Here is a 12,453-nt window from a genome sequence, read left to right on the forward strand (position 1 = left end):
AAAATAGGGGAAGGTTTATGAGTCGTTGCCGCCCGCCGGCGTTACGCAACACCGCGTTGCTGGCCACAGCACTCTCGCTGCTGGGCTTTGCCACCTTGTCGGCACCTGTGAGCGCTGCCGAAGCGCCGGCCGACGTGGTTTACGCCACCAGCATCAGCCAAAGCCCGGCGAAAAGCCTGATACTCGACGTCGTCCACGCCGGCACCCGGTTGGTGGCGGTGGGTGATCGCGGGCACGTTCTCTATTCCGACGATCAGGGCAAGACCTGGACCCAGGCCAAGGTGCCGACCCGGCAACTGCTGACGGCGGTGTACTTTGTCGATGACAAACACGGCTGGGCCGTACGGCCATGACGCGCAGATCCTTGCCAGCGAAGACGGCGGTCTGACCTGGAGCAAACAATTCGAAGACCTCAAACGTGAATCGCCGCTGCTCGACGTCTGGTTCAAGGACGTCAACAGCGGCATGGCCGTGGGCGCTTACGGCGCGCTGCTGGAAACCACCGACGGCGGCAAGCCACTGGGAAGACGTCAGTGACCGCCTCGACAACGAAGACCAGTTCCACCTCAACGCCATTGCGGCGGTTAAGGATGCCGGGCTGTTCATCGTCGGCGAGTCGGGCAGCATGTTTCGCTCCGCCGACTGGGGCCAGACCTGGGAAAAACTCGAAGGCCCGTACGAAGGTTCGCTGTTCGGCGCGATCGGCACGGCGCGGACACCGCAGACCCTGTTGGCTTATGGCTTGCGCCGGCAACCTCTATCTGCTCCACCGACTTCGGCAGCACCTGGGAGCAGGTCGAGCTGAAAGCCGCACGCGGTGCGCTGGAATTCGGCCTGTCCGGCGCGACCCTGCTCGAAGAACGGCTCGATCGTGATCGTCGGTAACGGCGGTTCGGTGATCGAGCAGCACGTTCCGACAACGGCGAAACCTTCAGCGTGTTCAACCGCCCGGATCGTATTTCGCTGTCATCGGTCACCGCTGCCGGTGACGGCAACCTGATTCTGACCGGGCAGGGCGGTGTCCACACCACGCTGCCGAACGGTGCCGAGATCAATAATAAGAAGGCGGGGCTATGACTTCCTTGATCACTCCTCAGCCAGGACAAGGCGACTTTTCTCGAGCGCCTGATTTTCAACAACCGCCCGGCGGTGATTCTGATCTGCCTGGTGGTGAGTATTTTCCTGTTCTGGCAGGCCACGCTGATCCGGCCGTCCACCAGTTTCGAAAAAATGATCCCGCTCAAGCATCCGTTCATCGAGAAGATGATGGAGCACCGCAACGATCTGGCGAACCTGGGCAACACCGTGCGCATTTCGGTGGAGGCCAAGGACGGCGACATCTTCTCCAAGGAGTACATGGAGACCCTGCGGCAGATCAACGACGAGGTGTTCTACATCTCCGGCGTCGACCGCTCTGGCCTCAAGTCGCTGTGGAGCCCGAGCGTACGCTGGACCGAAGTGACCGAAGAAGGTTTTGCCGGCGGCGAAGTCGATCCCACAGAGCTACAACGGCTCTCAGGACAGCCTCGACCTGCTGCGCAACAACGTGCTCAAGTCCGGGCAAGTCGGGCGCCTGGTGGCCAACGACTTCAAGTCGAGCATCGTCGATATCCCGCTGCTGGAGTCCTATCCGGATCCGGAAGACCAGGGCAAGTTGCTGGCCCTGGACTATCGCAAGTTCTCCCATGAGCTCGAAGACAAAATCCGCAACAAGTTCGAAGCGCAGAACCCCAACGTCAAGATCCACAGCCATCGTCGGTTTCGCCAAGAAGGTCGGCGACCTGATCGACGGTCTGGTGATGGTGGTGCTGTTCTTCGGCATCGCCTTCGTCATCACCCTGATCCTGCTGCTGTGGTTCACCAACTGCCTGCGCAGCACCATTGCGGTGTTGAGTACGACGCTGGTCGCGGTGGTCTGGCAGCTTGGCTTGATGCACTTCTTCGGCTTCGGACTCGACCCGTATTCGATGCTGGTGCCGTTCCTGATCTTCGCCATCGGCATTTCCCACGGCGTGCAGAAGATCAACCGGTATCGCCCTGCAATCGAGTGAGGCCGACAACGCCCTGACCGCCGCGCGAGCGCACCTTCCGGCAACTGTTCCTGCCGGGGATGATCGCGATTCTCGCCGACGCGGTGGGCTTCATCACGCTGCTGATCATCGACATCGGCGTGATTCGCGAACTGGCCATCGGCGCGTCAATCGGCGTGGCGGTGATCGTGTTCACCAACCTGATCCTGCTGCCGGTCGCCATTTCCTATGTCGGCATCAGCAAACGCGCCATCGCCAAGAGCAAGAAAGACGCGAACCGCGAACACCCGTTCTGGCGCCTGCTGTTCGAACTTCGCCAACCCGAAAGTCGCACGTATTTCGGTGGTGCTGGCACTGATCGCCTTCGGCGGCGGCCTCTGGTACAGCCAGAACCTGAAAATCGGCGACCTCGACCAAGGCGCGCCGGAACTGCGGCCGGACTCGCGCTACAACAAGGACAACAACTTCATCATCAACAACTATTCGACCAGTTCCGACGTGCTGGTGGTGATGGTCAAGACCAAGGCTGAAGGTTGCTCGCGCTTTGAGGCCATGGCGCCGATTGATGAGCTGATGTGGAAGATGCAGAACACCGAGGGCGTGCAGTCGGCGATCTCGCTGGTGACGGTGTCCAAGCAGATGATCAAGGGCATGAACGAGGGCAACCTGAAATGGGAAACCCTGTCACGCAACCCGGACGTGCTGAACAACTCGATTGCCCGCGCCGATGGCCTGTACAACAACAGTTGCTCGCTGGCGCCAGTGCTGGTGTTCCTCAACGATCACAAGGCTGAAACCCTGGATCGCGCGGTGCATGCGGTGCAGGAATTCGCCAAGGCCAACAACAAGGACGGTCTGGAATTCATTCTCGCGGCCGGTAACGCCGGGATCGAAGCGGCCACCAACGAAGTCATCAAGCAGGCCGAGCTGACCATCCTGATCCTGGTGTACATCTGCGTGGCGGTGATGTGCATGATCACCTTCCGTTCGTGGGCGGCGACGCTGTGCATCGTCCTGCCGCTGGTGCTGACCTCGGTACTCGGCAACGCGCTGATGGCGTTCATGGGCATTGGCGTGAAGGTCGCGACCTTGCCGGTGGTGGCGCTGGGTGTGGGGATTGGCGTGGACTACGGCATCTACATCTACAGCCGCCTGGAAAGTTTCCTGCGCGCGGGGTTGCCGTTGCAGGAAGCCTATTACCAGACCCTGAAATCCACCGGTAAAGCCGTGCTGTTCACCGGTTTGTGCCTGGCCATCGGCGTGTGCACCTGGATCTTCTCGGCGATCAAGTTCCAGGCCGACATGGGGCTGATGCTGACCTTCATGCTGCTCTGGAACATGTTCGGCGCGCTGTGGCTGCTGCCGGCACTGGCGAAGTTCCTGATCAAGCCGGAGAAACTGGCGGGGCAGAAAGGCAATTCGCTGTTTGCGCATTGATCTGAAGGGCTCAAACGACAAAGCCGCAACCTTAGGGTTGCGGCTTTTTTTGTGGCTCAAGATCAACAGCCCCTCACCCTGGCCCTCTCCCGGAGGGAGAGGGGACTGACCGAGGTGTGCGGCTTGATACATCGACCTGAAGCACCGAGTCGATTATGGATTCACAGCAAATCGTTCGACTTGAGATGTCGAGTCGATTATGGATTCACAGCAGATCGTTCAAGTCGGCGTAGTTCTTAAATATCCCCCAATCGGTCCCCTCTACCTCTGGGAGAGGGCTAGGGTGAGGGCAGAAGATCTCAAGTCTTAAGTAAGTTCAGCGCCAAGCACAGCACTCAATGCGCTGCGGGCATCATCCAGTTGCACCAACGTCGCATGCCGAGCACCAAGGGCATCACGATTCTCAATCGCCGTCAAAATCGCCTTGTGCCGAGGCAACGCCAATTCATGCAGATTCGGCCGCTGATTCGAGTGCTTCAACGCCTCGGCAATCGCCACCGACAACATGTTGCACAGGTTCGCCAACAGATCATTGTGCGTCGCATCGGCGATCCGGCTGTGGAAATCCAGGTCCGGTTGCAGCAAGGCTTCCGGTGTCGGCGCCGCTTCCATGCGCTGGTAAGCCTCACCAATCGCCGCAATGTCGGCCTCGGTCGCATGCTGGGCGGCGAGGGCGGCAGCGGCCGGTTCGATGATGCTGCGCACGCTGGTCAGCACATTGAAGAATTCGTTCTGCGGGCTGCTCTGCATCAGCCAGTGCAGCACGTCCGGGTCGAGCATGTGCCATTCGCGGCGCGCTTTGACGACGGTTCCGACCCGTGGTTTGGAATACACCAGACCCTTGGCCACTAGCACCCGTGTGGCTTCGCGCAACACCGGCCGGCTGACCGCGTATTCCTCGCAGAGCAAGGCTTCGGCGGGCAGTTTGTCGTCGGGCAAAAAGCGTCCGGAGACGATCTGCATGCCCAGTTCCTGGACGATGCGCGAGTGCATGCTTTTACGGTCGGAAGGTTTGCGGTAATCCATGGGGAGCGGGGCAATCCTGAGCGATGGAGATGCCGCGCATCATAGCAGGCACGGCACAATCTTGAGGCGGGTAAAGAACAACTGTGGGAGCGAGCTTGCTCGCGAAAGCGATGGATCAAACAACATTACAGTTGAATGTACCGCCGTCTTCGCGAGCAAGCTCGCTCCCACAGGGATTTGTGTGATCAGTGAGAATGGCGCGGCACTTCAGCCCCTCGGCAACCGACCAGGAAGTCAAAGTCGCAGCCCTGATCCGCCTGCAGCACATGGTCGATGTACAGCTGACGGTAGCCGCCCACCAGCAGTTGCTGCGGTGGCTGCAGATCGGCCATGCGCGCCGCCAGTTCGGCATCCGGAATGTCCAGATGCAAACGCCCGGTGGCGCAATCGAGTTCGATCCAGTCGCCTTCCTGCACCGCCGCCAGAGGCCCGCCGGCCGCCGCTTCCGGGGCCACGTGCAAAACCACCGTGCCGTACGCCGTGCCACTCATGCGTGCGTCGGAAATGCGCACCATGTCGGTCACGCCCTGCGCCAGCAGCTTGGCCGGCAAGCCCATGTTGCCGACTTCGGCCATGCCCGGATAACCCTTCGGCCCGCAGTTCTTCATCACCAGAATCGAGTTGGCATCCACGTCCAGCTCTGGATCGTTGATCCGCGCCTTGTACATGTCGAAGTTCTCGAACACCACGGCGCGGCCGCGATGTTGCATCAGTTCCGGGGTGGCGGCGGACGGCTTGAGCACGGCACCGAGTGGCGCCAGGTTGCCGCGCAACACGCAGATGCCGCCGTCGGCGCGGATCGGGTTGTCGAGGAGACGGATCACTTCGTCTTCACCGTAAATCGGCGCGTCCTTGGTGTTTTCGCCCAGTGTCTTGCCATTGACGGTCAGCGCGTTCGGATTGGGAATCAGATTGGCTTCGCCGAGACGGCGCAGCACCGCCGGCAAACCACCGGCGTAATAAAACTCCTCCATCAGGAAACGCCCGGACGGTTGCAGGTCGACGATAGTCGGCGTGCCGCGCCCGATACGCGTCCAGTCGTCCAGATCCAGTTCGACGCCGATGCGGCCGGCGATGGCTTTCAAGTGGATCACCGCGTTGGTCGAGCCGCCGATCGCCGCGTTGACCCGAATGGCGTTTTCGAAGGCCTCCTTGGTGAGGATCTTCGACAGTTTCAAATCCTCACGAACCATCTCCACCGCGCGCATGCCGGACATGTGCGCCAACACATAACGCCGCGCATCCACCGCCGGAATCGCCGCGTTGTGCGGCAAGGACGTGCCGAGTGCTTCGGCCATGCAAGCCATGGTCGATGCCGTGCCCATGGTGTTGCAGGTGCCCGCCGAGCGTGACATGCCGCCCTCGGCCGCAAGGAAATCGTCGATGGTGATGGTGCCGGCCTTGACCTGTTCGCTCAGCTGCCAGACCACCGTGCCGGAACCGATGTCCTTGCCCTTGTGCTTGCCGTTGAGCATCGGCCCGCCAGTGACGACGATGGCCGGCACGTCGCAGCTGGCCGCGCCCATCAGCAGCGCCGGGGTGGTTTTGTCGCAACCGGTCAGCAACACCACCCCGTCAATCGGGTTACCGCGAATTGCTTCTTCAACGTCCATGCTCGCCAGGTTACGAGTGAGCATGGCGGTGGGGCGCAGGTTCGATTCGCCATTGGAGAACACCGGAAATTCCACCGGGAACCCGCCGGCCTCGATCACCCCGCGTTTGACGTGCTCCGCGATCTGGCGGAAATGCGCGTTGCACGGGGTCAGTTCCGACCAGGTGTTGCAGATGCCGATGATCGGCTTGCCGTGGAACTGGTGGTCGGCGATGCCCTGATTCTTCATCCAGCTGCGGTACATGAAGCCGTTCTTGTCGGCAGTGCCAAACCATTGGGCCGAGCGCAGGGTGGGTTTCTTATCAGACATGATCGATTCTCTTATTGTATGACTATAGTGTTCCAGCTTCGGCTTAAAATAAGCGCAAAATCGGCCATTTGGAAGTGTTGTTGGGTAATTAGTAATACTATATAGTCGTTTTCGACAGAGGGATGGCCCTGGCGGTTTTCAGTGAGAGGCGTCCCCTGAGGTTCTATAAAAACAACAATCGGAGACCGACCCCATGAGCCAGGAATTGCGGCTTATTCGCCGCATCACGCTGAAACTGATTCCCTTCCTGATCCTGCTGTACCTGATTGCCTACGTGGATCGCTCCGCCGTCGGCTTCGCCAAGCTGCACATGGGCGCCGATATCGGCATTGGCGATGCGGCCTATGGCCTGGGTGCCGGGCTGTTTTTCATTGGTTACTTCCTGCTGGAAATCCCCAGCAACCTGATGCTTGAACGCTTCGGCGCACGGCGCTGGTTTGCGCGGATCATGATCACCTGGGGTGCGATCACCATCGGCATGGCCTTCGTTCAGGGCCCGCACAGTTTCTACGTCATGCGTTTTCTGCTCGGCGCGGCGGAGGCGGGCTTCTTTCCCGGCGTTCTCTACTACATCACCCAATGGTTCCCGGTGCGCCATCGCGGCAAGATCCTCGGCCTGTTCATCCTCTCCCAACCGATCGCGATGATGATCACCGGCCCGGTGTCCGGCGGCTTGCTGGGCATGGATGGCATCCTCGGGCTGCACGGCTGGCAGTGGCTGTTCATCGTCATCGGTACGCCGGCGATCCTGCTGACCTGGCCGGTGCTGCGCTGGCTGCCGGACGGCCCGCAGCAGGTGCAATGGATGGATCAAAGCGAGAAAGACTGGCTGACCGGCGAGCTGAAAAAGGATTTGCAGGCATACGGCCAGACCCGTCACGGCAACCCGCTGCATGCCTTGAAAGACAAACGCGTGTTGCTGCTGGCGCTGTTTTATCTGCCGGTGACCCTGAGCATTTATGGCCTCGGTCTGTGGTTGCCGACGCTGATCAAACAGTTTGGCGGCAGCGACCTGGTGACCGGTTTCGTCTCGTCGGTGCCGTACATCTTCGGCATCGTCGGCCTGCTGATCGTGCCGCGCAGTTCTGATCGGATGAACGATCGCTACGGCCACTTGGCGGTGCTCTATGTGTTGGGCGCGATCGGCCTGTTCCTCAGTGCCTGGCTGTCGGTGCCATTGGCGCAACTGGCGGCGCTGTGCCTGGTGGCATTTGCGCTGTTTTCCTGCACGGCGGTGTTCTGGACCTTGCCAGGGCGGTTCTTCGCTGGCGCCAGTGCGGCGGCAGGGATCGCGTTGATCAATTCGGTGGGCAACCTCGGCGGCTATATCGGGCCGTTCGTGATCGGGGCGTTGAAGGAGTACACCGGCAATCTGGGTTCGGGGTTGTATTTCCTCAGCGGGGTGATGGTGTTCGGCTTGATGTTGACCGGTGTGGTTTATCGCGTGCTTGAACGCAAGCATGTGCTGCCAGCCGACCAATTTGCCGCCAGTGCACGCGGCGCCACCCGAACCTGAATGCTGGAAGCGACGCAAATCCCTTGTGGGAGCGAGCTTGCTCGCGAAGAGGCCATCACATTCAACATTGTGAGTGACTGAGACACCGCTTTCGCGAGCAAGCTCGCTCCCACAGGGGATCTGCGGTGTTTTTTAGAGGGAATAGGAGAAAATCATGCATCTGGTTCAATTCGAATTAACCAACGGCGAACGCCGCGTCGGCGTGGTCGACAACGGTCTGGTCCGCGAAGTGCGGGACGCCCGCAGCGTGCGCGATCTGGCGCTGGCCGCGATCGAAGCCGGCGCGACCCTTGAGCAGCATGTGCACACGCTCGGCCTCGGTGGCAGCCATGACTATGCGCAGTTACTCAAGGACCTGCGCATCCTGCCTCCGCTCGATCACCCGGACCCGGCGCACCTGCTGGTCAGCGGCACCGGCCTGACGCACCTGGGCAGCGCCTCGGCGCGGGACAAGATGCACCAGCAGGCCGGCGACGAAGCGGCGATGACCGACACCATGCGCATCTTCAAATGGGGCGTGGAGGGCGGTAAACCGCAAACAGGGCAGGCCGGCGTGCAGCCGGAATGGTTCTATAAAGGCGATGGCAGCATCGTCGTGCGTCCGGGCCAGCCATTCCCGCTGCCGCCATTTGCCGAGGACGCCGGCGAAGAACCGGAGATGGCTGGCCTCTACGTCATCGGCCACGATGGCAAGCCTTATCGCGTGGGTTTCGCGGTCGGCAACGAATTCTCCGACCACGTCATGGAACGCAAGAATTACCTGTACCTCGCGCATTCGAAATTGCGCAGCTGCAGCTACGGTCCGGAACTTCGCACGGGTGAATTGCCTCAACATCTGGCAGGCACCAGTCGCATCCTGCGCGACGGCGAAGTGCTGTGGCAGAGCGAATTTCTCAGTGGCGAGGCCAATATGTGCCACAGCCTCGCCAACCTCGAGTACCACCACTTCAAATACAGCCAGTTCCTGCGGCCGGGCGACGTGCACATTCATTTTTTCGGCACCGCGACCCTGTCGTTCGCCGATGGCATTCGCAGCCGGCCGGGCGATGTATTTGAAATCAGCCAGGCCGACTTCGGCGCTCCGCTGGTCAACGGTATCGCACCGGTTGCAGCGGCATTTCAACCGAACAGCATCGGCACCCTTTAAGGAGATCCCATGACGCAGATTCTCGGTCACAACTACATCGGCGGTCAGCGCAGCGCGGCTGGCGACATCAAACTGCACAGCGTTGACGCCACGACCGGTGAAAACCTGCCCTACGCATTCATCCAGGCCACCGAGCAGGAAGTCGCTGCCGCCGCCCAGGCCGCTGCGGCGGCGTACCCGGCGTACCGCAGCCTTAGTGCTGAACGGCGTGCACAGTTTCTCGACGCGATCGCCGATGAACTGGATGCGCTCGGTGATGATTTCGTCGCGCTGGTCTGCCGGGAAACCGCATTGCCCGCCGGACGCATTCAAGGCGAGCGCGGACGCACCAGCGGGCAGATGCGTCTGTTCGCCAAAGTCCTGCGCCGGGGTGATTTTTACGGTGCGCGCATTGACCGGCCGTTGCCGGATCGCCAGCCACTGCCGCGTCCGGATCTGCGCCAATACCGTATTGGTCTCGGCCCGGTAGCGGTGTTTGGCGCAAGCAACTTCCCTCTGGCGTTTTCCACCGCCGGCGGCGACACCGCGGCGGCACTGGCCGCCGGTTGCCCGGTGGTATTCAAGGCCCACAGCGGCCACATGGCCACAGCTGAGCGGGTGGCCGATGCGTTGATCCGTGCCGCGGAAAAAACCGCGATGCCGGCCGGCGTATTCAACATGATCTACGGTGGCGGCGTGGGTGAGTGGCTGGTCAAGCACCCGGCGATTCAGGCGGTAGGCTTCACCGGTTCGCTCAAGGGCGGACGTGCGCTGTGCGACATGGCCGCTGCGCGTGCGCAACCGATTCCAGTGTTCGCTGAGATGTCGAGCATCAACCCGGTGATCGTCCTGCCGCAGGCACTGGCCGAACGCTCGGAAACGGTCGCCCGTGACCTGACCGCTTCGGTGGTGCAGGGCTGCGGTCAGTTCTGTACCAATCCCGGTCTGGTCATTGGTATTCGTTCGCCGCAGTTCACGGCTTTCGTGCAGCAGGTCGGCGCCTTGATCGGCGATCAACCAGCGCAAACCATGCTCAACGCCGGCACCCTTGGCAGCTACGGCAAAGGCTTGCAGAAGCTGGCCGCGCATCCGGGCATCGAGCATCTGGCGGGTAATCCGCAGCAGGGCAATCAGGCGCAACCGCAGTTGTTCAAGGCTGATGTCAGCCTGTTGATCGACGGCGACGAAGTGCTGCAGGAAGAAGTGTTCGGCCCGACCACGGTGATCGTCGAGGTCGCGGACAAAGCGCAACTCAGTGCCGCGTTGAACGGCTTGCACGGGCAACTGACGGCGACGATTATCGGCGAACAGGCGGATTTCGAACGCTTCCCGGAGCTGACGCCGTTGCTCGAGCAAAAGGTCGGGCGGATCCTGCTCAATGGTTATCCGACCGGTGTCGAGGTGTGCGATGCGATGGTGCATGGCGGCCCATACCCGGCGACGTCCGATGCCCGCGGCACCTCAGTCGGCACGCTGGCGATCGACCGTTTCCTGCGCCCGGTGTGTTTCCAGAACTACCCCGACAGCTTGCTGCCGGAGCCACTGAAAAACGCTAACCCGCTGCGCATTCAGCGCTTGGTGGATGGCAAGCCTTCGCGCGATGCGTTGTAACTGAAAGCGGATATCCCTGTGGGAGCTGGCTTGCCAGCGATGAGGACGGCACCTTCAACATTGATGTGTCTGACACATTGCTATCGCTGGCAAGCCAGCTCCCACAGGGTTCTGCGCCCACAATGAGCTATCATTGCCGGTTTTCCCCCTGAAAGACTTGATTGCCATGACTGCCCAAACCCTTCTCAACGCCCTCGAACACTGCGGTATGGTGGAAATCGACGGCCTGCATGCCTTCGAATTCGCCCTCGACGAAGACGACAACCTGCACATCGAATGCATCGACGGCCGCGCGGCCAAGCATTGGGAGTTCACGCCGGCGCAGGTTGCAGCGGCGACGTTTGACGAAGACCTGCAGAGCTGGTTGATCGTTGGCTATGCCAGCGACACCAAAACCACTGGCGAACACCGCCTGGTCTGCCTTGGCGATGTAGTCAGCAGCAGTGATGACGAGGATGACAATTAATGAACATGCGTAAATTATGGCCGTTGTTGATGGCCGGCAGCGTTGGCGCGATGGGCCTGTCCACGGCCAGCGCCGAGACCTTCCAGTTGCTGGTCGGCTCCTACACCGCCGGCAGCAGCCAGGGCATCTATCGCATGAAATTCGACAGCACCACCGGCCAGATCGACGCCAAGCCGTTGCAAGTGGTGAAGAGCGAAAACCCGTCGTGGCTGACCCTGTCCAAAGACCAGAAACGTCTGTTCGTGGTCAACGAAAACGGCCCGGGCCAGAAAGACCCGGTTGGCCGTGTCAGCAGCTATTCGATCGACCCCAAGACCCACGCCTTGAGCCTGATCAATCAAGTGCAGAGCCTGGGCAACGAGCCGACTCATTCCAGCCTCAGCGGCGATGCCGGCCATCTGTTCGTCAGCAACTATTCGGTGGTGGAAGATCCGGGTGGAACGCTGGCGGTATTGCCGGTCGGTGCGGATGGCAAACTCAAACCGGTGGTGCAGATGAGTGCGCACCCGGCGAGCCGGGTCAATCCTGAGCGCCAGGCCTCGAACCACGTGCACTCGACGGTTTCTTCGCCGGACGGCCGCTACGTGTTCTCCAATGATCTGGGCGCGGACAAAGTCTTCATTTATCAATTCGACCCGAAGGCCAATCCGGAGCTGCCGCTGACCCCGGCGAAAACCGCTTCTGTGGCGTTGCCTGCCGGCAGCGGCCCACGTCATTTGCTGTTCAGCGCAGACGGCAAACATGCCTGGCTGACCATGGAAATGAGCGCGCAAGTCGCGGTGTTCGATTACAACGACGGTGTACTGACCCAGACGCAACTGGTCGATCTGGCCGCTGGGCAGCCAACCTCTGACAAAGCCGCTGCCGCGCTGCATGCATCGGCCGATGGCAAGTTTCTTTACGTCAGCAACCGTGGCACTGCCAATCAGCTGCTGGTGTTCAGCATTGATCCGGCGAACGGCCAGCTCAAAGAGCTGCAAAAACGTTCGGTGGAGGGCGATCACCCACGGGAGTTCAGCCTCGATCCGAGCGGCAAGTTTCTGCTGATCGCCAACCAGAAGAGCAACGACATTGTTGTTGTCGAGCGTGATGCCAAGACCGGCCTGCTCGGCAAAACCGTGCAAAAACTGCCGATGGACGCCCCGAGTGACCTGAAGTTTTTGCTGCGACAATAAGCCACAGGCCCCGGATTACGGGGCCTGTCTCTTTGTATTAATCGCGCTGATATCCGGTAATGCTACAAAGCATTTCAAGCGATCAACCCTCGAGCGTTAAGTTTGCTTCACGGCCCAACCGGGCAAGCCAGCCAAACGAATACG

Annotated in this window: 7 protein-coding genes and 2 pseudogenes; 7 read left to right on the forward strand and 2 right to left on the reverse strand. The window is 60.8% G+C overall.

The genetic code is table 11. The annotated features are described in order from the left end of the window. Positions 1 to 17: 17 nt before the first annotated feature. Together ACXX9E_RS17605 and ACXX9E_RS17610 are read left to right on the forward strand one after the other, a co-directional pair. Positions 18 to 1,077: pseudogene (locus tag ACXX9E_RS17605) on the forward strand (YCF48-related protein). Then, a pseudogene (locus ACXX9E_RS17610) lies at positions 1,074 to 3,467 on the forward strand (efflux RND transporter permease subunit). The pseudogenes ACXX9E_RS17605 and ACXX9E_RS17610 overlap by 4 nt, the downstream one beginning before the upstream one ends. A gap of 306 nt (positions 3,468 to 3,773) precedes the next feature. Here ACXX9E_RS17610 and ACXX9E_RS17615 read toward each other — a convergent pair. After that, positions 3,774 to 4,493: a FadR/GntR family transcriptional regulator gene (locus ACXX9E_RS17615; protein ID WP_123467997.1), complete on the reverse strand. Its 720-nt coding sequence runs from the start codon at positions 4,491 to 4,493 to the stop codon at positions 3,774 to 3,776. Positions 4,494 to 4,678: 185 nt separating this feature from the next. Further along, positions 4,679 to 6,415: an IlvD/Edd family dehydratase gene (locus tag ACXX9E_RS17620; RefSeq protein ID WP_123467999.1), complete on the reverse strand. Its 1,737-nt coding sequence runs from the start codon at positions 6,413 to 6,415 to the stop codon at positions 4,679 to 4,681. 193 nt (positions 6,416 to 6,608) lie between these two features. Between ACXX9E_RS17620 and ACXX9E_RS17625 the strand changes: the two genes are divergently transcribed. From ACXX9E_RS17625 to ACXX9E_RS17645, 5 genes are all read left to right on the forward strand, one after another. Then, positions 6,609 to 7,931, forward strand: coding sequence for an MFS transporter (locus ACXX9E_RS17625; protein ID WP_128613765.1), 1,323 nt, complete (start codon positions 6,609 to 6,611; stop codon positions 7,929 to 7,931). A gap of 154 nt (positions 7,932 to 8,085) precedes the next feature. After that, entirely contained in the window at positions 8,086 to 9,078 is a 993-nt protein-coding gene (gene araD1 / locus ACXX9E_RS17630; RefSeq protein ID WP_128613763.1) for an AraD1 family protein, read from the forward strand. A 9-nt stretch (positions 9,079 to 9,087) separates the two neighbouring features. Beyond that, positions 9,088 to 10,668 (forward strand): aldehyde dehydrogenase (NADP(+)), encoded by a 1,581-nt coding sequence (locus ACXX9E_RS17635; protein ID WP_322374372.1) that lies wholly within the window; start codon positions 9,088 to 9,090, stop codon positions 10,666 to 10,668. 166 nt (positions 10,669 to 10,834) lie between these two features. Beyond that, positions 10,835 to 11,134, forward strand: a complete 300-nt coding sequence (locus ACXX9E_RS17640; protein WP_123469157.1) for a DUF5629 family protein — start codon at positions 10,835 to 10,837, stop codon at positions 11,132 to 11,134. Next, on the forward strand, positions 11,134 to 12,309 hold the full coding sequence (locus ACXX9E_RS17645; RefSeq protein WP_128613761.1) for a lactonase family protein: 1,176 nt from the start codon (positions 11,134 to 11,136) through the stop codon (positions 12,307 to 12,309). Before ACXX9E_RS17640 ends, ACXX9E_RS17645 begins: the two co-directional genes overlap by 1 nt. The last annotated feature ends 144 nt before the right edge of the window (positions 12,310 to 12,453 follow it).

It is taken from the genome of Pseudomonas sp. GNP014 (assembly GCF_054344005.1).

What these genes read in the sequence shown, in the direction of transcription:
- ACXX9E_RS17635 (WP_322374372.1), top strand. Translation starts at nt 9,088, where the DNA reads ATGACGCAGATTCTCGGTCACAACTACATCGGCGGTCAGCGCAGCGCG.
- ACXX9E_RS17645 (WP_128613761.1), top strand. Translation starts at nt 11,134, where the DNA reads ATGAACATGCGTAAATTATGGCCGTTGTTGATGGCCGGCAGCGTTGGC.
- araD1 (WP_128613763.1), top strand. Translation starts at nt 8,086, where the DNA reads ATGCATCTGGTTCAATTCGAATTAACCAACGGCGAACGCCGCGTCGGC.
- ACXX9E_RS17620 (WP_123467999.1), bottom strand. Translation starts at nt 6,415, where the DNA reads ATGTCTGATAAGAAACCCACCCTGCGCTCGGCCCAATGGTTTGGCACT.
- ACXX9E_RS17640 (WP_123469157.1), top strand. Translation starts at nt 10,835, where the DNA reads ATGACTGCCCAAACCCTTCTCAACGCCCTCGAACACTGCGGTATGGTG.
- ACXX9E_RS17625 (WP_128613765.1), top strand. Translation starts at nt 6,609, where the DNA reads ATGAGCCAGGAATTGCGGCTTATTCGCCGCATCACGCTGAAACTGATT.
- ACXX9E_RS17615 (WP_123467997.1), bottom strand. Translation starts at nt 4,493, where the DNA reads ATGGATTACCGCAAACCTTCCGACCGTAAAAGCATGCACTCGCGCATC.